The sequence below is a fragment of the Pseudomonas sp. SDO52101_S400 genome (assembly GCF_054071635.1).
Genome location: NZ_JBSVWF010000077.1, coordinates 1 through 23,985, shown reverse-complemented (window position 1 = coordinate 23,985; position 23,985 = coordinate 1). Strand labels below are relative to the sequence as shown.

Here is a 23,985-nt window from a genome sequence, read left to right as displayed (position 1 = left end):
GCAAGCCGCTGTCGAAAACTGCATAACTCGTTGAATCTCAAGGAGTTTTCCGTTTAGACTGCGCCGGAAGTGGGGCGAATTATAGGCCTCCTGAATCTGCCGTCAACCCCTAATTTCGCTTTAGACTGGAAAGGCCCGTTTTTTTCGCCTTCTATATAGTCACAGACTACTACGCACCCACGCCCCCAAAGACATCCCGGAAGGATCCCTATCGAAGCGTCACTGGAAACCGTCCCCCTTTTCTCTTTCAAACTGGCTTAAAAGGAAGAAGGCCTGAGCAAGATCCTGCGCGATGATCTGGTCATGAATGATTACCAACGGGACGTGTTCGAACTGTTGGTGCGCCGGGAAGACGTCCGGACCTAACCCATTACATAGATGAAGACAGTGGCGTCACGCTTCTATTTTGATATCTTGCCGTCCATCTTCAGCGCTCATCATCGGAACGTGCTGATCTCAGGCTATTGAAGGTTTAAGGAAAGGATCGAATGGATTTTTTGTGTTTTCTGGCATTTTTCGCGGCCTGGGGCTTCATGTGGCGCTGGGTGGTAAAAAACCGTGGTAGCTGGAACCTGTTTCTCGGCAACCTCATCGGTGCGGTCGGCGGTTTCATTGTTGGCGTCGTGGTGTTGTCCATCTTCCTGTCGTTGTTCCCGTCCGCCAACAAGCCAAAAGACAAGCCTGCGCCCGAGATTGCAAAAGAGGCCACCGCGACGAAACCTGGACTGATGCCAGAGCAGGAGTCGCCCTCAACGCAAGCACCAACCGCTCCGGTTCCGACACCAGAACCAGCATCCATTTCCGACCACCTTGCGACCTATGTCCCCAGCGAACCGCAGAATGAGCCGTCACCGCCCGAATCCGCGCTCATCCCCTACTACAGTAAGCGCATGGCAACGTCAGTTTCGGAAAAGAAGGTTGAAGACACGGCAGGCAAGAACTTTGTCACTCTGCGCCAGATGATGGGCAAGGATCCGAACGCTGACAGATCGGTACTGGCATCGGTCATGTGCACGCCTTTCATCCAGAGCGCCATGCGTTTTCCAATGGCGGCGGTCATTACCCCGCAAGAGAAAATCAGCAGCAAGCGGTTCAAGGATCAGACTTACACCATCAGTAATACTGTCACCGCCCGCAACATGCTCGGCGATGATGTCCGTTACCGGTTCGATTGTTCGATACAACAACTGCCGGCCAATGACTCGGGGTATGCCGAGTGGCGCCTGCTGGATCTGAAGCTGCAAAAGGCCGGCTCTTAAGCCTCGTTTAAGAGTTGAAGGCGCAGGCTGCGCTATCATCGCCAGCCTGTGCGCCTTGAGCCTTCCCCTCTGATGTCTCGACCCTCTGCTGACCTCTCCCCGCTGCCTCCTGTATTGGCCGGCCCGCTGTTGCGGCGGCTGGAACCGACACGACTTGTATTGTGGCTGGTTGGCACTCGCCAACTGACGCTGACCCTACGCCTGCAAGGTGTGGGAGACATTTCTCTCGACGCAACGAAATGCACGGTCATCCCTGTAGGCATTCGGGCGTTTGTCCACCTGATCGACGTTGTCCTAGACAGCGCCCTGCCCTACGAAGAACGCATCGACTATGACTTGCTGATTGACGGCGAAGCACAGATCGCCGATTGGGCGCCCCATCTCCTGTACCAGACAGACCAGCGCCCGAACTTCGTCCTGCGTTCTCGGATCGATCAACTGTTGCACGGCTCCTGCCGCAAGCCCCATCACCCGGCAGCGGATGGCTTGCTATGCGTCGATCGGCTGCTCGCTGCCGAAACTGATCCGCAACAGCGCCCGGCCCTGCTGATGATGAGTGGCGACCAGATCTACGCCGATGACGTCGCTGGCCCGATGCTACGGGCGATTCATGCCCTGATCGAGCGGCTCGGTCTGTTCGGTGAGCATCTTGAAGGAGCCCTGGTCAACGACAGCGCCAGCCTCTACAAACATCAGGCCAGTTACTACAACCGTGCAGATCTGTTACCGGCGCTCGAGAGCAACGAGACATTGCGCGAGCGTTTTTTCGGCGGCGCGCGCAAGCCGATTTTCACCAGCAGCAGTGCCGATAATCATCTGGTGACGTTTGCCGAAGTCATGGCCATGTACCTATTGGTGTGGTCACCAACGCCATGGACATTGATCGACCCGCAAGCGCCAGCGCTGGCACCGGAACGTCGCCAGCGTTATACCCTGGAGCAGACCCGGATCGATGCCTTCAAGGCAGGCCTTGGCAACGTTGCCCGAGCCTTGGCGCACTTGCCAAGCCTGATGATCTTCGATGACCACGACATTACCGATGACTGGAACCTTTCCGCGCAATGGGAAGAAACAGCCTACGGCCACCCCTTCTCCAAACGCATCATCGGCAATGCGCTGCTCGCCTATATGTTGTGCCAGGGCTGGGGCAACAACCCGGACGCTTTCAGCGATCTGCTGGACAAAACCCGGCGTCTGAGCGCCAGCGGCGAGGACCGTTATCTCGATGCGCCAGTGCAAGACGAACTGATCGATGAGCTGCTGCGTTTTCAACACTGGCACTTTGTACTGCCAACCAGCCCGGCGCTGGTGGTAATCGACACCCGGACACGACGCTGGCGCAGCGAGATGTCACTCAAGCAACCTTCCGGTCTACTCGACTGGGAAGCCTTGAGCGAGCTGCAACAGGAGCTGCTCGATCATCCATCAGTCATCATCGTCTCACCAGCACCGATCTTTGGCGTAAAGCTGATCGAAACGGTGCAAAGGGTATTCAGCTGGTGCGGTTATCCACTGCTGGTGGACGCAGAAAACTGGATGGCCCATCGCGGAGCCGCCCAGGTGATCCTGAATATTTTCCGACACACGCGTACACCGGGCAATTACGTGGTGCTGTCGGGGGATGTGCATTATTCCTTCGTCTACGAAGTGCTTATCCGACACCGCAAGGCCGGCCCACGAATCTGGCAGATCACCAGCAGCGGTATCAAGAACGAGTTCCCGAAAACCTTGCTGGAATGGTTCGACCGCCTGAACCGCTGGCTCTACTCACCCCGCTCGCCACTGAACTGGCTGACCAAACGCCGACGCATGCGTATCGTGCCGTACGTTCCAGAGCATGCCGAAGCAGGTGAGCGCCTGTGGAATTCGGCGGGCATCGGTCAGGTGTTTTTCAATGAACAAGGGCAGCCGCAGGACATCATTCAGCACAACTCGAATGGCGCGCCGAAGACCCGAATGCTGGCACCGGATCTCGCAAACTATCCTGATTAGGATTGCGACAACTTCCGTCAGTGAATTGCCCCAGATAAAAAAGGCTGCCGAAAAAGCGCCAGCCACTTAAGACGAGAGAGGATCACTTTGCCTCAAGCATCCGCCCTATCTCCCTGACAATCATCCCCACCTCCCGCTCATCAATCGTCAGCGGCGGCAGCAACCGTATCGTCTTGCCCCGGGTGACGTTGATAAGCAGTCCATGATCCTGAGCAGCAATCAATGTCAGGTCGCGAATCGGCTGTTTCAGCTCAATGCCGATCATCAAACCCAGCCCACGAATCGCCAACACATTAGGATTGCCCGCCAGTTCCGCATGCAAGCGGGTGAGCAGGCGCTCCCCTTGAATCCGCGCATTTTCCAGCAGGCCTTGTTCCTCGATGATCTCGAGCACGGTGCAGCCAACCCGGCAGGCCAGCGGATTACCGCCAAACGTGCTGCCGTGGCTGCCTGGTGTAAACAGGTCCGCCGCCCTGCCCCGCGCCAGGCAGGCACCAATCGGCACACCGTTACCCAAGCCCTTGGCGAGGGTCATGACGTCGGGAACGATGCCTTCGTGCTGGAACGCAAACCAGCGCCCGGTCCGACCGATGCCGGTCTGGATTTCGTCGAGCATCAGCAGCCAGGCGTGACGGTTGCAGAGTTCGCGCAGGGCTTTCAGGTAACCCGGCGGCGCCATTTGCACGCCGCTTTCGCCCTGGATCGGCTCGACCAGAATCGCCACGATCCGCTCGCCATGTTTCTGCTGCACCTGCTCCAGTGCCTCAAGATCACCAAACGGCACTTTGACGAAATCACCCGGCAGATCATTGAACCCCAGGCGCACCGCCGGGCCATCGCTGGCCGATAAAGTGCCCAGGGTGCGGCCATGAAATGCGTTGGCCATAACCACTACCAACGGCTGCTCGATACCTTTGCGCCAGCCATGCAAACGCGCCAGCTTCAGCGCGGTTTCGTTGGCCTCGGCGCCAGAGTTGTTGAAGAACGCCCGCTCCATTCCGGACAGCTGCGCCAGCTTCAGCGCCAGTTGCTGCTGCCAGTCAATGCTGTAGAGGTTGGACGTGTGCAGCAGCAATCCCGCCTGTTCGCTGATCGCCGAAACTATCCGCGGGTGCGAGTGGCCGACATTGGTCACCGCCACGCCCGCGACCGCATCGAGGTATTCGCGACCTGCCTGATCCCACAGACGGGTGCCCAGGCCTTTGGTGAAACTCAGGGCCAGCGGTTGGTACGTGTTCATCAGGGCGGCGGTCATGACTTCAAACTCCAGTGAAGGTCGGTGTGTTTGCAGTATGGTTAGCCACCAGAGCTGGATAAACTCGGGAAAACTTCAATCATTTAGAAGCAGGGCTTGATAATGGATCTGTTCCAGTCGATGAGCGTCTACGTCAAAGTCGTCGAAGCCGGCAGCATGACCAAGGCCGCCCTGCAGTGCGAAATGTCCACGACCATGGTCGGCAATCACCTTCGCGCACTGGAGCAGCGGCTCGGCGTGCAACTGCTGCAACGCACCACCCGGCGTCAGCGGCTGACCGAATTCGGCACGGTCTACTACCAGCGTTGCCTGGAAGTATTGGGGCTCGTGGAAGACTCCGAACGTCTCGCCGAACAAACCATGGATGAGCCGCGTGGTCTCCTGCGCATCACCGCGCCGCTGACCTTTGGCGTCGAACGAATGGCTCCCGCGCTAAGCGAGTTTTCCCTGCAATACCCACAGGTAAAAATGGATGTGGTCCTGACCAACCGCCGTCCGGACCTGATGGAAAGTGGTCTCGACGTGGCGTTCCGACTGGGTCATTTCGAGCAGTCGAATCTGATTGCCCGGCCATTGATCGACTACACCCTGACCGTCTGCGCCTCCCCGGAATACGTAGCCCGGCGCGGCATGCCACTGACGCCTGAAGACCTGCAACAGCACGATTGCCTGTCGTTCGCCTATCCCGCCGGCGATGACTGGCAATCGGTGGAAAAGCGCTGGCGCCTGAGTGGTCCGGACGGCGAGATCATGATCGACGTCAGCGGACCAATGCTGATGAACACCTCCGCCGGTTTGCATCAGGCTGCCCGCACCGGCATGGGCATCGTTATGTTGCCGGACGCACTGGTGGAACAGGATCTGCGCGACGGCAAACTGGTCAAGGTGATTCCCGACTTCCAACCGCCGAGCCGCCCCTTGCACCTGCTTTACGCACAGGATCGCTATCGACTGCCGAAGCTTCGACGCTTCGTCGAGTTTGCGATGCGGACTTGGGGGAAAAGCTGATCAGCCTGAGCTCAACAAAAAACCGATGATTACGGCGACCCCGGCTATTATCCACCTTCCTCTTTTTCAGCACGGATGCTGCACGATGCTAACGATTCTGCAAAACACCCCGATACGGGCCTACGTGTTTTTTCTGATTGTGGTTTATTTCGGGATCAAGGCTTTTTCTCCCCGCCGTGAAAGCCGTCTCTCAATGCAAATAACTCCCCCGGCGTTTTTGGCATGGTCGCTGTACTCCCTGAATCTGACGATCGACCCCGTCTTGTTCTTTAGCAGTTGGTTCGGCGCGCTGTTGCTGGGTGGTCTCTCGGCCTGGCTGGTTTTTTCCCGTAAGGGCGTGGTACTCGACGACTCCGCGACGGGGCTGATCATGCCCGGCACCGTGAAAATCCTGATCATGTTCCTGATGTTTTTTTCCGCGAACTATTACTTCGGGTATCAGGATGCCGTGAATCCGGAGCTTGCCGCGTCCCCCGACATGCTGCTGCTCAAATCCACGGTGTCGGGTTTCATGTGCGGCTTGATCAGTACCCGCTCGCTGAAGCTCTACTGGACGCTGCGAGCCCTCGCCGCCCGACAGTCGCCAGTGACCGCACATTAACCATTGGACAACCGGTGATCACGACCCGCTTTTCACCAGCACCGGTTTTTCCTGATAACGCTGGGCAAAAAACTGCTTCAACTGCGCCACTTTCGGCATGTCGTTGATCACGATATACGGATAGCTCGGGTGTTCGGTGAGGAAGTCCTGGTGATAGTCCTCTGCCGGGTAAAAACCGTTATAGGTTTCCAGCCGGGTGACGATGGGTTTGCTGAAGGCATGGGCGGCATCCAGTTGCGTAATGTAGGCCTGGGCTACACGTTGCTGGTCAGCGTTGACCGGGAACAGCGCCGAACGATATTGGGTGCCGCTGTCCGGCCCCTGGCGGTTGAGTTCGGTCGGGTTGTGCGCCACCGAGAAGTAGATCTGCAACAGGCTACCGTAGCTGATCTGGGTGGGATCGAAGGTGACTTGCACCGACTCGGCATGCCCTGTGTCCCCTTCGCTGACTCGTTCATATTCCGCCGTGTTGGCCGCACCGCCGGCGTATCCGGAAACGGCTTTCTGCACACCTTTGACGTGCTGGAAAACACCCTGTACACCCCAGAAACAACCACCGGCGAACACCGCGGTTTCACTGTGCGCCTGGGTGTTTTCGTCGAGAGCCGGCGGAGGAATGACCACGCCCTCCTCGGCACCGAAGGAAAACGCCGAGCACTGTCCGATAACCCCGGCCGCCGCGACGCCCAGCAACAGACGACGCCAGATAGTTTGAGCTTTCATGTTCTGTACTCCTGATCAGCCGAAGGTAAAGGCGTAGGCCGATACGCCCGGATCGAGAAACTCGATGCTGAAGGTGCGGTCCTTCACATCAGCGGTCTGCCGTACCAATTGATACAAGCGTTGTTCGGTCACGCGGCCGCTGCCGTCAGGCGCCACGTCGACTCCGTGGGAATCGCCCGGCGCCTGACCATCGATCATCACTTTGAAGCGCACCGGCTTACCGTCCACCCCAGGCCCCAGCACCAGGTGCAGGTCGCGGGCATGGAAGCGATAAACGATACGACTGGCCGGCGCACTGGCGGTGGCTCGCTCGGCACCGACCGCCCATTGGCCGCCGAGGCTCCAGTCGTTCAGGGCGAGATTTGTCGGTGTCTTGTAGGCCGCGACCTTGTCAGGCACCAGGCTGGTTTCCGGTACGAAATGTTCTGTGCGCTGGTAGCCGACGTAGGTTTCCGGTGACAGCACCTGATTCATGTCCGGTGCAAGCTGCACGCCTTGAGCGTCTGCGTTGATCAGGCCATCAGCCACGGTTTTCGCACCGGCCTCACGCAACAGTTGCTGGATGACCCGCTCCGACTCGGCGTAGTCCCCTTCGCCAAAATGGTGGTAACGAATGCGCCCCTGTGCGTCGGCAAAGTAATGCGCCGGCCAGTATTCATTGTTGAAAGCGCGCCAGATCTTGTAGTCGTTATCGATGGCTACCGGGTAGTTGATGCCCAGTTCCTTCATGGCTTTGGTGACGTTGCCTACATCACGCTCAAAGGCGAATTCCGGCGCATGCACACCGATCACCACCAGCCCCTGATCGCGATACTTCTCGGCCCAGGCTTTGACATAAGGCAGAGTGCGCAGGCAGTTGATGCAGGAGTAAGTCCAGAAATCCACCAGCACCACTTTGCCCTTGAGTGCCTGGGCATCCAGCGGCGCGGAGTTGAGCCACTGCACTGCACCATCGAGCGCTGGCAACTGGCCCTCGACCGGCAATGAGCCCGGCGCCTTGGCGGCCATTTTCATCGCGCCGCCGGCCGCCATCATACTGCCGTTTGCCGCGTCATCCGCCGCGGGAATCTGCGCCATCATCGTGCCACTGCCCTGAGGAGATTTGCCCGAAAGCTTGCCGACCAATACCTGTTCCAGACCACCGGTGGAGGCCGTAGAAAACCGCGCCAGAATCCCGGTATCGAGGCCCAGCGCAATCGCGGCCACACCGGCCAACATCGCGGCCCCGAGCCCGCGCCGGATCCACTCGCCGGTCCCGATCGAACGTTTCATTACCGCAAAGACCTTACCGCCCAGCAGCAAAGCCGCGGCGAGCGCGGTCGCAGCACCGGCGGCGTAGGCCAGCAGCAACAACGTGGTAGCGATGCTTGCACCTTGCAGCGCGGCACCGGTCAGAATCAGCCCGAGGATCGGCCCGGCGCATGGTGCCCACAGCAGCCCCGTGGCGACGCCGATCAGAAACGAAGCGCCGGGACGCGGACGATTGTCCTGGCCGGCGGCCTCCGACAAACGACTGCCGGCGGATACCAGTGGCCGGGTCAGACGCTCGGCCAGATGCGGCAGCAGCAAGGTCAGCCCGAACAGTGCAACGAACAGCAACGCGAGCCAGCGACCGTACTGATTGACTTGCACCACCCAGCCGCCGCCCACCGCCGCCAACGAGGCGACGAGCGCGAAGGTGAGTGCCATCCCCGCCAACAGCGGCAAGCCACTTTTGATAAACGGCTGCCCGGTGCGAGCGAAGACAAAAGGCAGAACCGGCAGGATGCACGGGCTGACGATCGTCAGCACACCACCGAGATAAGCGAGAACCAAGAGCCACATAGTGTCGTCCTGTTGTAAGTGAAGATCGCAGGCGAGCCACGACTCAAGCCGCCACGGGTTTGAAGGTCATCGCCAGACCGTTCATGCAGTAACGCAGGCCGGTGGGTTTCGGCCCGTCGTCGAACACATGGCCGAGGTGACCGCCGCAGCGCCGACAGTGAACTTCCTCCCGCGACATGCCGAAGGAGCGGTCCTGACGGGTGGCCACGGCGTGTTCCAGCGGTGCCCAGAAACTCGGCCAACCGGTGCGGCTGTCGAACTTGGTCTCGGACGAAAACAGCGCCAGATCGCACCCGGCACAGGCAAACGTGCCGGTCCGGTGCTCGTTGTTCAGCGGGCTGCTGTAGGCGCGTTCCGTGCCCTCTTTGCGCAGCACGTCGAATTGCTCATCAGTCAGCAGCGCATGCCATTCACTGTCGCTGTGGGTCACTTCAAAAATTTCGTCGGCATGTGCCTCGCCGACCAGCGCAGAGCCCGTGGATAACTTTGGCAATACACCGGCCAGAAGCGCTGCAAGCCCCAGCCCGCCGCCGGTTGCCAGAATCTGTCGCCGTGAAAACATGGCCGTCTCCCAAAATTCCAGATGCCTGTCGTGGAACACAGCCTAGGCTTGAGTTGATCGCCAAATCCTCACGGGAAGTTAAACAATTCGTGATAACTCGCCCCGAGGAAAACCCGCACAATGCGTTCATTGCGCCGAAGGATTGAGCTTCATGGAACAGACCAAACGCGTCCTGGTGGTCGAGGACGACCTGCACATCGCTGACCTCATTTGCCTGCACCTGAGGGACGAGCAATTCGAGGTGGTCCACAGCGCCGACGGCGACGAAGGCATGCGCCTGTTGCAGCAAGGTCACTGGGATGCGCTCATCCTCGACCTCATGCTGCCCGGCGTCGACGGCCTGGAAATCTGCCGGCGCGCCAGGGCCATGGCCCGCTACACACCGATCATCATCACCAGCGCCCGCTCCAGCGAACTGCACCGCATTCTCGGCCTCGAACTGGGCGCGGACGATTACCTCGCCAAACCGTTTTCGATGCTTGAACTCGTCGCCCGGGTCAAAGCCTTGCTGCGCCGGGTGGACGCCATGGCCCGCAACCTGAAGATGGACGCCGGCAGCCTGAGTCTCGATGGCTTGACCATCGACCCGATCACCCGTGACGTTGCCCTCAACGGCCAGCGCCTGGACCTGACCCCACGGGAATTCGATCTGCTGTATTTCTTCGCCCGACAGCCAGGCAAGGTGTTCTCGCGCATGGATCTGCTCAATGCCGTGTGGGGCTACAGCCACGAAGGTTATGAACACACGGTCAACACCCACATCAATCGCCTGCGGGCGAAAATCGAGGCCGATCCGGCACAACCGGTGCGCATCCTCACGGTGTGGGGTCGTGGCTACAAATTCGGCACAAGCGCAGAACAACCATGAAACTGACTCTGACACAGCGCCTGTCCCTGGTTTTTGCCGTGTTGCTGCTGGCGTGCTGCGGCACCTCGGCGTGGTTGCAAGTACGCTCCAGCCAGATGCATGAGCTGGAGGTGGTGCAAGGTCTGTCCCGGGATCTGGCGCAACACATCGCCCACGACACGGTGCTGATGGACAGCAACGGGCTGATGCCCGGCGCGGTGCGCGAATTGTTCAGCCAGTTGATGCTGGTCAACCCGAGTGTCGAGGTGTACCTGCTCGACACTGAAGGCCGGATCGTCGGTAACGCGGCACCTGAAGGACATCTGCGTCGGCAGACCGTCGATCTCGTGCCGATTCGACGATTGCTCAACGATCAACCGCTACCGATCCTCGGGGATGACCCGCGCAGCGTCGACGGTCGCAAGGTCTTCAGCGCCGCACCGTTGCAGGTCAACGGCAAAGCGGCCGGTTATCTTTACGTGGTCCTGCTCAGTGAAGCGCACGACCGATTCGCCGAACGCGGCGCTACCAGCGCGGCGCTCAACACGGCGCTGCTGTCCATCGGACTCGTCGCTTTCCTGTGCCTGATTGCCGGCCTGACCGCATTCAATCTGATCACCCGGCCGTTGCGACGATTGACCGAAACCGTGGGCCGGTTCGACATCGACGGCGCACCGCAATCACCACCAGTCGCGCCGACACCTGTGGACAAGTCCGCGGACCCGGATGAAATCGCCGTGCTCGATGCGGCGTTCCGGCAAATGCAAAACCGCCTCGGTGAACAGTGGCGCTCACTGACCCGTCAGGATCAGGAGCGCCGGGAACTGGTGGCGAACATTTCCCATGACCTGCGCACACCGTTGGCCTCGCTGCATGGATACCTTGAAACCCTGTCGCTCAAGGACGCCACCCTGTCCCCGGAAGAACGCCGTCGCTATCTGGGGATTGCCCTGGATCAGAGCCGCAAGGTCGGTGGGCTCGCGCAATCGTTGCTGGAGCTGGTACGCCTCGAACATGGATTCGTGCAGCCGGTGCTGGAGAAGTTTTCCCTGACCGATCTGGTGCAGGACATTTTCCAGAAATTCGAACTGGCCGCAGAAGCCCGAAATGTTGCGCTCAAGGCCAGCTTCAATACCAACCTGCCGACCGTCTGCGCTGACCTCGGCCTGATCGAACGGGTGCTGACCAACCTGTTCGATAACGCCTTGCGCCATACGCCCCCGGGTGGCGAAATCGAACTCGAACTGAAACCCCACGGCGCACTGGTTGAAATCACCGTCAGCGACACCGGCCCCGGCATCGCCGCCGAGTTGCGCGAAGGTTTGTTCTTGCGACCGTTCAATATCGGTGGCGCACGACGCGATGGCGGCCTGGGCTTGCGGATCGTGCACCGGATCCTGCAACTGCACGGGCGCGAGATCCAGTTGCTCGATGTCGCAGGACGGGGCGCGACCTTTCGCTTCTCGCTGCCGGTGGATCAACAGAACGCCGAACAGTGGATCGTACGTTCGATGAACCTGAATACGCCGGGCAAATAATCAACTCCACCGGGCCGTTGCTCCGTGACAACAACCTCTCGCTCCCCTAAATTAGTCGGCCTGAAAAAGCCCCCCAGCTTTCTCGTCTCATCTCAAGTTAAAAAAGTAGTGAAATTTCAATGTCCGATTTCAACACCGCTGAATCCGTAGTCACCCTGTCGTCCAAAGCGGAATACGAAAACTCCATCAATCTTTCACAACACATCCCACAGGCGAAGATCATCAGCGAGATGGTCCTGGACGCGTTCCAGTCGAGCCGCGAAAGCGACCAGATCCGCGAGCTGCGCGCTGCGATCCGCCAGGCCCACGACCGCTTCGATGACGACCAGGCCTACGAGCTGATGGGCGAACTCAAGCGTCTGAAAGATGCCGAAGCAGCCGACATTGCAGCGCTTGAAGACCTGAGCAGCAAATTCCCGATCAGCCGCATCCTGTCCAGCTTCAAGGACGACCCGGCGTTCCAGGAAATCGTCTACGGCCTGGCCCTCAAGGTGCTGAACCAGACGCACCAAGCCATCAGCAACCCGAGCGGCGGCAAGAGCAAAGCCGCACGCGCCAAGAAAGACGTCGAAGTGTTCAGCATCAGCAAGGACGGCATCAGCGTGACCCTGCCAATGCGCACACCGCGTTCGCGCCTGAGCGTGGATCGTGAAGCACTGGAGTTCCTCGGTTTCACCTTCGTCGGTGAAGGCGAAGAGGCGGAACTCGAAGGCGAGACCTTCCTCGACAACGCCGGCAACGAACACGCGATCAACCGCAAGAACATCATCACCGCCCTGCAGCAGCAGACTGCGTTCGACGGTTACAGCATCGCCGCCCAGTAAGCGCAGCGCTGACGAAAAAGCCCCGCTCTGAATTTCAGGCGGGGCTTTTTCTTGTTCGGCGTTCAGCGATTACGCCGACGGATGTACCGCTGCGATCATGTCGACTTCGATGGCCGCGTTTTTCGGCAACTGATAGACACCGACGGTTGTACGCGTGTGGCGACCAGCATCACCCAACACATAACTGAAAACGTCGGATGCACCGTTGGCCACTTCGCTCAGGTCGACGAAGTCCGGGGTCGACTTCACATAGACCGTGACCCGCAACAACGCTCTGACCTTGTCCAGCGAACCGACTGCATCGACGATGAACGCCAGGCAACGCATGGCGCTGATGCTCGCGGCGGCCTGCGCATCCTTGAGCGTCAGCTCCAGCCCGACCCGGCCAGGATACTGAATCTTGCCCTCGGTGCGCGGCACCATGCCACTGATGTACAGCTCATCGTGATGACGGACCAGCGGCGCGTAATTGCCGCCCACCGTGTTCTCGCCATTGATGTCGTAGTTCAGCTCTTTTGCCAGGGCAATGAAGCGCTCGTCGCAGGTCATCCTCTCAGTCATTTCGCCCAGCCTCTTGATCGATGCATGAAGAATTGCAGATTACGACAGTTGAGCGCCGAGCAGTGCTTGGCGCCATAACTGACAGGGTTGGATCCAAATCTAGGTCTTTTGCCAGTACACCGCAACCCGTGGCTGCTACAACGAAAAAGCCCCGCACGACATTAACCGTGCGGGGCTTTATTTAGACTTTGAAATGACTTTAAACAGCGCTCAATCGCTCGACCATGTCAGGGAATTTTTCCACCAAACGGATCAGCAAGGCAGCCTGAGCATTGGGCTTTGATTTCTCCTGCTCCCAGTTTCTGAGGGTGCTGGGACTTGTCCTGATTCGTCTGGCAAAAACTGCCTGTGACATGTGCAGTTTTTCCCGTAACGCTACAATTTCCTGAGCACCGACTTCGGGGGCTGGTTTGTCCTCAAATGTCGTATTACGTAGCGTGATTTTTCCTTCGCGTTGAGCCGCCATCTCATCAACGCCCTGCATCAATTCTGCAAACAGGTCGCGTTTTTTCATGGGGTACCTCGTGTTTTCAACTCTTTCTCTATAGCTCCCTTGAGCGCCTTCTCTTGCTCGGCGGTCAAATTCTCAAGCTCATCTTTGTCATAAATCGCAAACATCCAGAACTGGCCATCATTCATAAGCCAATAATAGATAACTCGCAAGCCGCCTCGCCTGCCCTTGCCACGACGAGCTTCCGCCCAATGCAGTTTTCGGAAGCCACCGGTCCGTGGCATGACATCGCCTGCATGCGGATTGCTCTGCATGTAGGTCTGTAACTCACGATATTCGTCGTCCGTGAGGTAATGACCCAAGTTTGCGGTGAACAGTGTGGTTTCAAAGAATATTGTTCTCATTCAAAAACTATAAGCAAATTGCTTATAGCCGAACAATAAACACCTTTCGTTGCGGATAAACAATCCTCAACAAAAAACCCCGCTCATCTCTCGATGAACGGGGTTTCTCGTACAACGTTCGAACCTTACGGCGCGTACGTCAGCAACAGCTCGGTCGGCACCTTGAAGTCCAGGGACATCATGACGCTCAACGCGGTGATGGTGAAGATCGAGAACACGAACAGCTTGCGTGCCCAGACCGTGTCATCCACCGCCTTGTAGCCGGTCCAGGCCATGTACAACCAGTACATGCCCATGGCCGCGGCAACGGCGAGGTAGCTCATGCCGGCATAGCCGCTGAAGGTCAGCATCAAGGTCGCCACGAGGAAGGCCAGGATGTAGAGCAGGATGTGCTTCTTGGCCACCTGGATTCCGCGCTTCACTGGCAGCACCGGAATCGATGCGGCCAGGTAATCATTGAAGCGGAAGATCGCGATGGCGTAGGAATGCGGCATCTGCCACAGGCTGAACATCACCAGCAGGGTCAGTGCGGCCATGTCGAAGCTGTTGGTCACGGCCACGTAACCGATCACCGGCGGCATGGCGCCCGACAGACTGCCCACCAGCGTGCCGTGAACCGACTTGCGCTTGAGGTACAGGCTGTAGAAGCCGACGTAGATGATGAAGCCGATCACGGCGAACAATGCAGCCAACGGGTTGGCCACCTTGTACAGCAACGCAACGCCGGCGACACCCAGGATGGTCGCATAGACCAGGGCCAGTTTCAGGGAGATCAAGCCCTGGACCAGCACCCGGTTCTTGGTGCGTTCCATCTTCAGGTCGATGTCACGGTCGATGCAGTTGTTGAACACGCAACCGGAGGCCACGACCAGGGAAGTGCCGATCATGGCGGCCAGGAACACCGCCAGATCTACATGCCCTTTCGAGGCCAGGAAGAACCCGCCTGCCACAGAAAGCACGTTACCGAAAATGATCCCCGGTTTGGTGATTTGGATAAAGTGCTTGAGCGACATCGGGTCTACCTCACTTCGCCATCATGAACGTGTGGATGCTGAACATGATCCACAGCGACAGGCCGACCAGCAGCAGGATCACGATGGCCGTAAAGACGAACGCGATCACGTTGTTACGCTGAGCCACGGAACGGTCCAGGTGCAGGAAGTAATACAGGTGAACGATCACCTGGATCACTGCGAACAGCAGAACGATTGCCAGTGTGGTGGACTTCGGCAAGGTCGGGAACATCACCAGACCAAACGGAATGACGGTCAGGATCACCGACAGGATGAAGCCGATGGCGTACGACTTTACGCTGCCGTGGCCAGCATCATGGCTGTCATGGGAGTGTGCATTAGCCATTACAGGGTCCCCATCAGGTAAACAACGGTGAATACGCAGATCCACACCACGTCCAGGAAGTGCCAGAACAGGCTCAGGCAGCTCAGACGGGTCTTGTTGGTCGCCGTCAGGCCGTGCTTGTTGACCTGGTACATCATGATGCCCATCCAGATCAGACCTGCGGATACGTGCAGACCGTGGGTACCGACCAGGGTGAAGAACGCCGACAGGAAGCCCGAACGGCTAGGACCGAAGCCCTCGGAGATCAGCAGGTGGAACTCGTTGATCTCCATGGCGATGAAGCCTGCGCCGAGCAGGAAGGTCATGAACAACCAGCCCAGAACCTGCTGCTTTTTACCTTTGTACAACGCCAGCATGGCGAAGCCGTAGGTGATCGAACTGAACAACAGCAGAGCGGTTTCGCCCAGCACGTATGGCAGTTCGAAGATGTCGTGGCCCGACGGGCCACCGGCGACGTTATTTACCAGTACCGCGTACACCGCGAAGATCGACGCAAACAGAATGCAGTCGGTCATCAGGTAGAGCCAGAAACCGTATACGGTCATCTCGCCCGAGTCGTGGTGATGGTCATCGTGCCCATGGTCATGACCATGAGCGTGTCCAGCATTGGTCACTAAGTTCGACATTGTTTAAGCCTGTTCCAACTTGGTTTCAACACGGGTCGCGGAAGCAGGGATCTTCCCGGCCGCTACCAGACGCTTGTGCTGCTCGGCTTCGATGCGCTCGATCGTTTCAACCGGCACCATGTAGCCTTGGTCGTCACGTGCAGCGTGGATCACGAAGTAGATGACAGTGCCGGCCAGGCTGGCGATCGCCAACCACCAGATGTGCCAGATCATCGCGAAACCGAACACGGTCAGCAGTGCGCCCATCACCACGCCAGTGGCGGTGTTGTTCGGCATGTGGATCGGTTCGTACTTGGCTGGAGCCTGGTACGCGGTACCGTTTTCCTTGGCCTCGGTGAACGGATCGATGCAGTCTGCTTTTGGCAGTACAGCGAAGTTGTAGAACGGAGGTGGCGACGAGGTCGACCATTCCAGGGTATGGGCATTCCACGGATCACCGTGTTCGCACATGTTTTCTGGCTTGTTGCGGTCACGCACCGACACGTACAGCTGGATCAGCTGGCAGGCGATACCGACAGCGATCATCACCGCACCGAACATGGCAACGTACAGGTACGGTACCCACTCAGGGTTGGTGGTGGCGTTCAGACGACGGGTCATGCCCATGAAGCCCAGTGCATAGAGCGGCATGAACGCGACGAAGAAGCCGGAGATCCAGAACCAGAACGCTGCTTTACCCCAGCCTTCGTGCAGCTTGAAGCCGAACGCTTTCGGGAAGTAGAAGCCGAAACCTGCGATGTAGCCGAATACCGCGCCGCCGATGATCACGTTGTGGAAGTGCGCGATCACGAACAGGCTGTTGTGCAGAACGAAGTCAGCACCCGGGATGGCCAGCAGTACGCCGGTCATGCCGCCGATGGCGAAGGTCACCATGAAGCCCAGGGTCCACAGAACCTGGCTGGTGAAGCGCAGACGGCCCTGGTAGATGGTGAACAGCCAGTTGAACAGTTTCACACCCGTCGGGATGGAAATCAGCATCGTCGCCAGACCGAAGAAGGCGTTGACGCTTGCACCCGAACCCATGGTGAAGAAGTGGTGCAGCCAAACCATGAAGCCCAGTACCGAGATCGCGCCCGAAGCGTAGATCATCGAGTGGTGGCCGAACAGTTTCTTGCCGGTGAAGGCCGAGATGACTTCCGAGAAAATGCCGAATGCCGGCAGGATCAGGATGTAAACCTCAGGGTGGCCCCATGCCCAGAACAGGTTGACGTACATCATTGGATTGCCACCAAGTTCATTGGTGAAAATGTGGAAATCCATGTAACGGTCAAGGGTCAGCAGTGCCAGGGTAGCGGTCAGGATCGGGAACGAAGCCACGATCAGAACGTTTGCCCAGGTGCAGGTCCAGGTGAAGATCGGCATGTCCATCAGTTTCATGCCAGGGGTACGCATTTTCAGCACGGTCGCGAGGAAGTTAACCCCGGTTAACGTTGTACCCAGACCGGATAGCTGTAGCGCCCAGATGTAGTAGTCCATCCCCACGCCAGGGCTGTATTGCAGACCCGACAGCGGTGGATAGGCAACCCAGCCGGTCTTGGCGAATTCGCCGACGCCCAGGGACAGGTTGATCAGCACGACGCCGGACACCAGCAGCCAGAAGCTCAGGGAGTTCAGGAACGGGAACGCAACGTCACGGGCGCCGATCTGCAGCGGCACTGCAAGGTTCATCAGGCCGGTGAAGAATGGCATCGCCATGAAGATGATCATGATCACACCGTGAGCGGTGAAGATCTGGTCATAGTGTTCAGGTGGCAGGTAGCCAGGCGAACCCTCGGTGGCCATGGCCAACTGGGTACGCATCATGATGGCGTCGGCAAAGCCACGCAGCAGCATGACCATGGCAACGATGATGTACATCACACCGATTTTCTTGTGGTCGACCGACGTCAGCCACTCGGTCCACAGGTAAGTCCACTTCTTGAAGTAGGTGATTGCAGCGAACAACGCCAGACCACCGAGCGCGATCATCGAGATGGTGACCATCACGATCGGCTCGTGGAAAGGGATCGCTTCCCAACTTAATTTACCAAACATCGTTTACTCCTCTGCCCCGGCAGCTGAATGCGAATTCGAGTCCATATCCGTTGCCGCCACTTCTTTCTCTTTCTTCTCGTGCTTCAGCGGCTTGCCCGGTTTCATGCCTTCGTACTTGTCGACGATGGTCTGGAACAGGTTCGGCGTGACAGAGGAGTAGAGCTCGACTGGATTGTTCTGGCTTGGCTTGGCAAGGGCTGCGTATTCAGCTGGTTCAAGCTGTTTAGGTGCCTTTTTGACTTCACTTACCCAGGCGTCGAAATCTTCCTGAGAAGTTGCGATCGCTTTGAATTTCATACCGGTGAAACCGGCACCGCTGTAGTTGGCGGAGATACCGTCCATTTCAGCGTTGCGGTCAGCGATCAGGTGCAGCTTGGTGGTCATGCCCGCCATCGCGTAGATCTGGCCGCCCAGGCCCGGGATGAAGAACGAGTTCATCACGGCGTCGGAGGTGATCCGGAAGTTGACTGGCGTGTGCGCCGGGAACACGATTTTGTTGACCGTGGCAATGCCTTGTTCCGGGTAGATGAACAGCCATTTCCAGTCCAGCGCGACCACTTCGATGGTCACTGGCTTGACGTCGGATTCGATCGGACGATACGGGTCCAGCTCGTGGGTCGACTTATAGGTGATGTAACCCAGAGCGATGATGATCAGGACCGGAATGGTCCAGACCGCCACTTCGATCTTGGTCGAGTGCGACCATTTCGGGGTGTAGACAGCGTTCTGGTTGGAGGCGCGGTACTTCCAGGCAAACAGGAAGGTCATGATGATGACCGGCACAACGACCAACAACATCAGCAGCGTGGCGGTGATGATCAGGTTGCGCTGTTCCAGGCCGACCTGGCCCGTTGGATTGAGCAAGGTCATGTTGCAGCCTCCCAGCAACAACGTGCCGAGCAGCGGCACTAGGCCTAGTAATCTGGGGTACCTGTTTTTACTCATCTCACGACCTCTAAAGCAGCTTGCGCAATGCAGTTGGGTTTTGATCGCCAACACTTCACCCTGCCAAGGGTTGGCATTTTCTTTGGATTGAATAAGGGCCGCCCGTCGCGCGTCAGACGCTCGACAAATCCTGGGACAGCGGTCAGTTCTTATTCGAATTCGTGGTCAAAGGCCTTGTTACAGACCAATTCCATTTGGTGCGGAAAGTTGGAAGGCACCGACACCTGGGTGTCTCGCAAGCCTTTCGGCCGCTCGACACCCGACTTCCTGCTCAGTTCCTTATAAAGGCTGAACAGTGCCGGGAATTCAGTGCGGGCGATTGTAGATAGGTAGCGCCCTATACACCATGTCTTATCCCGAAATAATTTTTATCCGTTCGAGCAACAATCCATCACCATTTTTGCAAAAGTTCCGCATGTTATCGAAATCGATTCTCAACAAAAACACCAAAAAATGTAGGTCTATCGGCCTCAGTTCAGACAGCTCCGAAAGCTTTTTCTTACCTCGCGATCCGCGCAAAGCCCGATACCCCAAGGCTTTTGGCCATGTGTCAGCGTCTGTTAAAACTGCCTGATCCGGCACACGTGTGCAAAAACAGACAAACACTGAAACAGACCAATCCTTTTTTGTAACAGCGCACCAATCCGTGCCTGTGAAACGAGCTGCGACACGGCGCGTGTGACAACATGTCGCACACCTGTCGCCCCCTCCCTTGCCGTTCGTCACGGTGTTTTCACAAAGACCCTGAAATGCAAAACGCCCCGATTTACAGAACCGCAAATCGGGGCGTTTGTTTTATCGGCGCAAGGGCCGAAAAGTTGATTCAGCGCAGTGCTTTTCGGTTACGCGAAGTCAGCAGCGGCACCAGAATCACCACCAGCACGAAGGCCACCAGCGCCCATTGCGCCAGCGACAGGCCGAGGATCGGCGGGTACGGCGTCGAGCAGAAACCGTCTACCTGAAAGCCCAGCGGGAAGATTTTCGCCAGCGGCAGGTCATCGACGATCGGCTGCAGGACATCGATACCGCAGCTCACCGCCGGGTAGAACTGGGTGTACACGTGATGCCCGGCAACACCGGCCCCGGCAATCGCGCAGATCACCACCAGTACCTCGAACACGGTGATGCTGCGGCGGGTACGCATGGCCGCGCCGATGAACGCGAACAGCGCGATCAACAGCAATGCATAACGCTGCAGGATGCACAACGGGCATGGCGCCTCGCCCAGCACGATCTGCATGTACAGCGCGCCGCCGATCAGCGCCAGGCAGATGATGCCCAGCAGCACCAGAAAGCGTCGCTCACGTCCCAATCGAATCGTTTCCTCGCTCATCGCGTTTCCCTTTCATGTCCATGGTTCAGCTGGCCGGCGGCTGCGCTTGCAGTTGCGCCATCAGACTGATGTTGTCTTCGATATGCCAATTGGCCGCGATGCGACCGTTGTCGATCTGATAGATATCGGTTGCCCGGAAGTCTACACGCTGCCCCTGCCCTTTGAGAGCCTTGAACGTACCGGTGAAATGCCCGCGAAAGTGCAGATGCACCACCACGCGGTCACCGGCGACGATCATTTGTTCGATCTCGCAGCTCAAGTCCGGCACCGCCGTGCGAAAGAACTTCGACGCCAGCAGTGGTCCCGTCGGCCCTTGAACCCGGCCTTCCGGCGGGGTCTTGTCGACAAACTGCGGCGACAAGGCTGCGGTGGCCAACGCCTCTTCGCCAGTGTTCCAGAAACTGCCATAACGCCGCGCCGCCAGTTCCATCGCTTCACGCTGCGCCTTTGGCAGGCTCTGATCGACGATCAGGGTCTGCGGCTGGATCAACGCGGATTCGGCAAAGGCGAACGGGCTGGACAACAAGGCAACCGACAGGCCCAAAGTGGCCAGGCTGAAACGGCGAGAGGAAGCGAAGTGCGACATGGGGGCGATCCTGATCATGTAAACGAACGAGCGCCTATCATCAGCATCGGGGAATAAACGATAAACCGGTTAAGAAACGATTAACCTTTAAACAGAATTTAAGAATCAAGTCCGCGTAACGGCCAATCGCTGGCAAGCCAGCTCCCACAGGATCGGTCTCATATGCACAATCTGTGAACGACACCAAACCTGTGGGAGCGGGCTTGCCCGCGATAGAGGCGACTCGGTCCTGGATTACTCCAGAGCCGCAGCCGGCCCGAAGAACTCATACCGGCTTTGCTTCTCAGGCACGCCCAGCGCCTTCAGGTGACGCTTGATCGCCCCCATGAAACCTTTCGGCCCAAGGAAGTAGGCGTCCACATCACGCTCCGCCGGCAGCCACTCGCCCAGTTGTTCCTGGCTCAGCAGGCCAACCTTGTCCGCCGCCGGGCTCACGCCGTCATCTTCGGCGTAGCAATAGAAGCGCTTGAGCTGCGGATGACGCTCGGCCAGCCCGTCGATCCAGTCACGGAACGCATGCACGCTGCCGTTGCGCGCGCAGTGAATGAAATGCACCGGACGCTCGGTTTCCAGCGCCGCTTCCAGCATGGCGAGAGTCGGAGTGATACCGACGCCGCCACTGATCAGCACCAGCGGTTTGTCGCTTGCAGTCAGGGTGAATTCGCCCGATGGCGGGAACAGCTGGATGCTGGCACCGACATGCAGTTGATCGTGCAGGTGATTGGAAGCACGACCACCGGGTTCGCGCTTGACGCTGATGCGATACTGGCCTTTGTTGGGCAGGGCCGACAGCGAATAATTGCGGCGGATTTCTTCGCCGTCGAGCACCAGCTTCATGCCGATGTACTGCCCCGGCTCGGCCGCGAGGATCGGGCCTTTGTCCGCTGGCTCGAAGTAGAACGAAATGATTTCCGCGCTCTCCTCGACCCTGGCCGCGACGATGAACTCCCGCGCCCCGCGCCAGCCGCCGACGGCTTGTTCCTTCTGGTCATAGATGGCGGTTTCGGCACCGATCAGAATGTCCGCCAACTGGCCATAGGCGGCACCCCAGGCACTCATCACTTCCGGGGTGGCGATTTCTTCGCCGAGCACTTCTGAAATCGCGCGCAGCAGGCAGGTGCCAACGATCGGGTAGTGTTCCGGCAGAATCTGCAACGCCACGTGCTTGTTGATGATCTTGGCCACCAGATCGCCCAACTGGTCGAGCTGATCGATGTGGCGGGCGTACATCAACACACCGTTGGCCAATGCACGCGGCTGATCACCGCTGGCCTGGTGGGCCTGGTTGAACAGCGGGCGGACTTGCGGGTACTCGGAGAGCATCATGCGGTAGAAATGGGTGATCAGCGCTTCACCGCCACTTTCCAGCAGAGGCACAGTGGATTTGACGATGGCACGATCCTGAACGCTAAGCATAAGGGTGACTCCTGAGCTTTCTCTAAAAGTGCCTTATCCATTCCAGTAATCGTGCCAACTAATTTATGTATATAAATCAATATCTTGAAAATTATGTAGTCAGATCGACACAAGCACCTCTATAGTCGCTTCGACTACAACGCGTCTCTTTGACTACAGGCCTATGTCCGCCAAATCCCTGCTCACCGCCCTGCTCCCGCTGGTTTCCGACCTGTCCCGCGAACTGCCCGAAGGCGAGCGCTACCGACGCCTGCTCGAAGCCATGCGCGCCCTGCTGCCGTGCGATGCCGCTGCGCTGCTGCGCCTCGATGGCGAGTGGCTGGTGCCATTGGCGGTGGATGGGCTGAGCACCGACACCCTTGGTCGACGCTTCAAGGTCAGCGAGCATCCGCGCTTTGAAGTGCTGCTGGCCGGTGAAGGGCCGACCCGTTTCGCCGCCGACAGCGATCTGCCCGATCCGTACGACGGACTGGTCGACGGCCTCGACGAACACCTGGAAGTCCACGACTGCCTCGGCTGCCCGCTGTTCGTCGATGAAAAACTCTGGGGCCTGATCACTCTCGACGCGCTCGATCCGGAGCGATTCGAACCGATCGAACTCGACGCTTTGCAAGCCTTTGCCAGCCTGGCATCGGCCACGGTCAACGCCGCCGAACGCATCGAACGCCTGGCGATCCGGGCCGAAGACGAACACCAGCGCGCCGAGGTCTATCGCCAGGCCAGCGGCCAGCAGAACCGCGAAATGATCGGCCAGAGCAAGGCTCATAAACGATTGGTGGAAGAGATCAACCTGGTCGGCGGCAGCGACCTCACCGTGCTGATCACCGGGGAAACCGGGGTCGGCAAGGAACTGGTAGCCCAGGCGATCCACGCCGCCTCCAAGCGTGCCGACAAACCGATCATCAGCCTCAACTGCGCGGCCCTGCCGGACACCCTGGTGGAAAGCGAACTGTTCGGCCACGTGCGCGGCGCCTTCACCGGCGCCACCAGCGACCGGCGCGGCAAGTTCGAGCTGGCCAATGGCGGCACGCTGTTTCTCGATGAAGTCGGCGAGTTGTCGCTGACCGTCCAGGCCAAGCTGCTGCGGGTATTGCAGAGCGGCCAGTTGCAGCGTCTGGGGTCGGACAAGGAGCATCAAGTCGACGTACGCCTGATCGCCGCGACCAACCGCGACCTGGCCGAAGAAGTGCGCAGCGGCCGCTACCGCGCCGACTTCTACCATCGCCTCAGCGTGTACCCGTTGCGGGTGCCGGCGCTGCGTGACCGGGGCCGCGATGTGCTGCTGCTCAGCGGTTACTTCCTGGAGCAGAACCGTTCGCGCATGGGCCTCAACAGCCTGCGCCTGAACAGCGACGCGCAGGAAGCGCTGCTTGCCTACACTTGGCCGGGCAACGTACGGGAACTGGAACACCTGATCGGCCGCAGCGCGCTGAAAGCGCTGGGCAACTGCAAGGTACGGCCGAAGATTCTCAGCCTGAGCGCCATGGATCTCGACCTGCCGCGCGAGGTTGTGGATAACTCGCCGGTGCCGTCCGAAACGACCGCCCCCCTGCCATTGATCAGCGGGGATCTGCGTGCAGCCACCGAGCAGTATCAGCGGCAATTGATCAGTGCTGCACTTGAGCGTAATCGGGATAACTGGGCCAGTGCGGCGCGTGAGCTGGGGTTGGATCGGGCGAATCTGGGCAGGATGGCGAAGCGGTTGGGGATGAAAGGCTAAAAGCACACCCTCACCCTAGCCCTCTCCCTGTGTATGTACCGGAGACATGGTGGACACATGTTCGGAGACATGGTGGACACATGTTCGGAGACATGGTGGACGGTTTTCAAATCCGTT

The 23,985-nt window shown here is 58.6% G+C and carries 23 protein-coding genes; 8 read left to right on the top strand and 15 right to left on the bottom strand.

All coding sequences use genetic code 11. From position 1 onward, the window contains the following. The first annotated feature begins 488 nt into the window (after positions 1 to 488). Both ACW9HX_RS26555 and ACW9HX_RS26550 read left to right on the top strand, forming a co-directional pair. A complete protein-coding gene (locus ACW9HX_RS26555) occupies positions 489 to 1,259 on the top strand; it encodes a hypothetical protein (protein WP_457382869.1) in 771 nt (256 codons plus the stop codon). Between the two features lie 72 nt (positions 1,260 to 1,331). Further along, entirely contained in the window at positions 1,332 to 3,251 is a 1,920-nt protein-coding gene (locus tag ACW9HX_RS26550; protein ID WP_457382868.1) for an alkaline phosphatase D family protein, read from the top strand. A gap of 82 nt (positions 3,252 to 3,333) precedes the next feature. On the opposite strand, the gene ACW9HX_RS26545 is transcribed toward ACW9HX_RS26550, so the two are convergent. Further along, positions 3,334 to 4,506, bottom strand: coding sequence for an acetylornithine/succinylornithine family transaminase (locus ACW9HX_RS26545; RefSeq protein WP_457382867.1), 1,173 nt, complete (start codon positions 4,504 to 4,506; stop codon positions 3,334 to 3,336). Positions 4,507 to 4,608: 102 nt separating this feature from the next. Between ACW9HX_RS26545 and ACW9HX_RS26540 the strand changes: the two genes are divergently transcribed. Both ACW9HX_RS26540 and ACW9HX_RS26535 read left to right on the top strand, forming a co-directional pair. After that, positions 4,609 to 5,514, top strand: coding sequence for a LysR family transcriptional regulator (locus tag ACW9HX_RS26540; protein ID WP_457382866.1), 906 nt, complete (start codon positions 4,609 to 4,611; stop codon positions 5,512 to 5,514). An 85-nt stretch (positions 5,515 to 5,599) separates the two neighbouring features. Continuing rightward, positions 5,600 to 6,115 (top strand): hypothetical protein, encoded by a 516-nt coding sequence (locus tag ACW9HX_RS26535; protein WP_457382865.1) that lies wholly within the window; start codon positions 5,600 to 5,602, stop codon positions 6,113 to 6,115. Positions 6,116 to 6,133: 18 nt separating this feature from the next. Here ACW9HX_RS26535 and msrA read toward each other — a convergent pair whose 3' ends face one another. The 3 genes from msrA to msrB are packed head-to-tail and all read right to left on the bottom strand — an operon-like array spanning position 6,134 to position 9,224. After that, positions 6,134 to 6,838, bottom strand: coding sequence for a peptide-methionine (S)-S-oxide reductase MsrA (gene msrA / locus ACW9HX_RS26530; protein ID WP_457382864.1), 705 nt, complete (start codon positions 6,836 to 6,838; stop codon positions 6,134 to 6,136). A gap of 15 nt (positions 6,839 to 6,853) precedes the next feature. Further along, the gene (locus ACW9HX_RS26525; protein WP_457382863.1) at positions 6,854 to 8,662 is read right to left on the bottom strand and encodes a cytochrome c biogenesis protein DipZ; all 1,809 of its coding nucleotides are present in this window, start codon (positions 8,660 to 8,662) and stop codon (positions 6,854 to 6,856) included. A 43-nt stretch (positions 8,663 to 8,705) separates the two neighbouring features. Then, positions 8,706 to 9,224, bottom strand: coding sequence for a peptide-methionine (R)-S-oxide reductase MsrB (gene msrB / locus ACW9HX_RS26520; RefSeq protein ID WP_457382862.1), 519 nt, complete (start codon positions 9,222 to 9,224; stop codon positions 8,706 to 8,708). A 151-nt stretch (positions 9,225 to 9,375) separates the two neighbouring features. Between msrB and ACW9HX_RS26515 the strand changes: the two genes are divergently transcribed. From ACW9HX_RS26515 to ACW9HX_RS26505, 3 genes are all read left to right on the top strand, one after another. Then, complete coding sequence (locus tag ACW9HX_RS26515) at positions 9,376 to 10,092, top strand: response regulator transcription factor (RefSeq protein ID WP_096822804.1); 717 nt, start codon at positions 9,376 to 9,378, stop codon at positions 10,090 to 10,092. Next, positions 10,089 to 11,609 carry a sensor histidine kinase gene (locus ACW9HX_RS26510; RefSeq protein ID WP_457382861.1) on the top strand — a complete coding sequence of 507 codons (1,521 nt, stop codon included), beginning with the start codon at positions 10,089 to 10,091 and terminating at the stop codon, positions 11,607 to 11,609. The genes ACW9HX_RS26515 and ACW9HX_RS26510 overlap by 4 nt, the downstream gene beginning before the upstream one ends. 119 nt (positions 11,610 to 11,728) lie before the next feature. Next, a complete protein-coding gene (locus ACW9HX_RS26505) occupies positions 11,729 to 12,433 on the top strand; it encodes a hypothetical protein (protein ID WP_457382860.1) in 705 nt (234 codons plus the stop codon). A gap of 69 nt (positions 12,434 to 12,502) precedes the next feature. Here ACW9HX_RS26505 and ACW9HX_RS26500 read toward each other — a convergent pair whose 3' ends face one another. From ACW9HX_RS26500 to hmpA, 11 genes are all read right to left on the bottom strand, one after another. After that, positions 12,503 to 12,994 carry a RidA family protein gene (locus tag ACW9HX_RS26500; RefSeq protein WP_085709372.1) on the bottom strand — a complete coding sequence of 164 codons (492 nt, stop codon included), beginning with the start codon at positions 12,992 to 12,994 and terminating at the stop codon, positions 12,503 to 12,505. Between the two features lie 199 nt (positions 12,995 to 13,193). Beyond that, positions 13,194 to 13,508, bottom strand: a complete 315-nt coding sequence (locus tag ACW9HX_RS26495) for a helix-turn-helix domain-containing protein (RefSeq protein WP_457382859.1) — start codon at positions 13,506 to 13,508, stop codon at positions 13,194 to 13,196. Further along, positions 13,505 to 13,849: a toxin gene (locus ACW9HX_RS26490; protein ID WP_457382858.1), complete on the bottom strand. Its 345-nt coding sequence runs from the start codon at positions 13,847 to 13,849 to the stop codon at positions 13,505 to 13,507. The genes ACW9HX_RS26495 and ACW9HX_RS26490 overlap by 4 nt, the downstream gene beginning before the upstream one ends. Positions 13,850 to 13,974: 125 nt before the next feature. Next, positions 13,975 to 14,862: a heme o synthase gene (cyoE, locus tag ACW9HX_RS26485; protein WP_249484757.1), complete on the bottom strand. Its 888-nt coding sequence runs from the start codon at positions 14,860 to 14,862 to the stop codon at positions 13,975 to 13,977. Between the two features lie 10 nt (positions 14,863 to 14,872). After that, positions 14,873 to 15,208: a cytochrome o ubiquinol oxidase subunit IV gene (gene cyoD, locus ACW9HX_RS26480; protein ID WP_065261339.1), complete on the bottom strand. Its 336-nt coding sequence runs from the start codon at positions 15,206 to 15,208 to the stop codon at positions 14,873 to 14,875. Further along, positions 15,208 to 15,834: a cytochrome o ubiquinol oxidase subunit III gene (locus ACW9HX_RS26475; RefSeq protein WP_007956720.1), complete on the bottom strand. Its 627-nt coding sequence runs from the start codon at positions 15,832 to 15,834 to the stop codon at positions 15,208 to 15,210. Before ACW9HX_RS26475 ends, cyoD begins: the two co-directional genes overlap by 1 nt. A 3-nt stretch (positions 15,835 to 15,837) precedes the next feature. Beyond that, the gene (cyoB, locus tag ACW9HX_RS26470; RefSeq protein ID WP_096822810.1) at positions 15,838 to 17,868 is read right to left on the bottom strand and encodes a cytochrome o ubiquinol oxidase subunit I; all 2,031 of its coding nucleotides are present in this window, start codon (positions 17,866 to 17,868) and stop codon (positions 15,838 to 15,840) included. 3 nt (positions 17,869 to 17,871) lie between these two features. Beyond that, entirely contained in the window at positions 17,872 to 18,813 is a 942-nt protein-coding gene (gene cyoA / locus ACW9HX_RS26465) for a ubiquinol oxidase subunit II (RefSeq protein ID WP_096822811.1), read from the bottom strand. Between the two features lie 823 nt (positions 18,814 to 19,636). Next, the gene (locus tag ACW9HX_RS26460; RefSeq protein ID WP_025109264.1) at positions 19,637 to 20,146 is read right to left on the bottom strand and encodes a disulfide bond formation protein B; all 510 of its coding nucleotides are present in this window, start codon (positions 20,144 to 20,146) and stop codon (positions 19,637 to 19,639) included. 25 nt (positions 20,147 to 20,171) lie between these two features. Then, on the bottom strand, positions 20,172 to 20,732 hold the full coding sequence (locus ACW9HX_RS26455) for an ester cyclase (RefSeq protein WP_457382857.1): 561 nt from the start codon (positions 20,730 to 20,732) through the stop codon (positions 20,172 to 20,174). Between the two features lie 234 nt (positions 20,733 to 20,966). Further along, a complete protein-coding gene (hmpA, locus tag ACW9HX_RS26450; RefSeq protein ID WP_457382856.1) occupies positions 20,967 to 22,148 on the bottom strand; it encodes an NO-inducible flavohemoprotein in 1,182 nt (393 codons plus the stop codon). Positions 22,149 to 22,311: 163 nt separating this feature from the next. On the opposite strand from hmpA, the gene norR reads away from it, so the two are divergent. Beyond that, the gene (gene norR / locus ACW9HX_RS26445) at positions 22,312 to 23,868 is read left to right on the top strand and encodes a nitric oxide reductase transcriptional regulator NorR (RefSeq protein WP_457382855.1); all 1,557 of its coding nucleotides are present in this window, start codon (positions 22,312 to 22,314) and stop codon (positions 23,866 to 23,868) included. Positions 23,869 to 23,985: the final 117 nt, after the last annotated feature.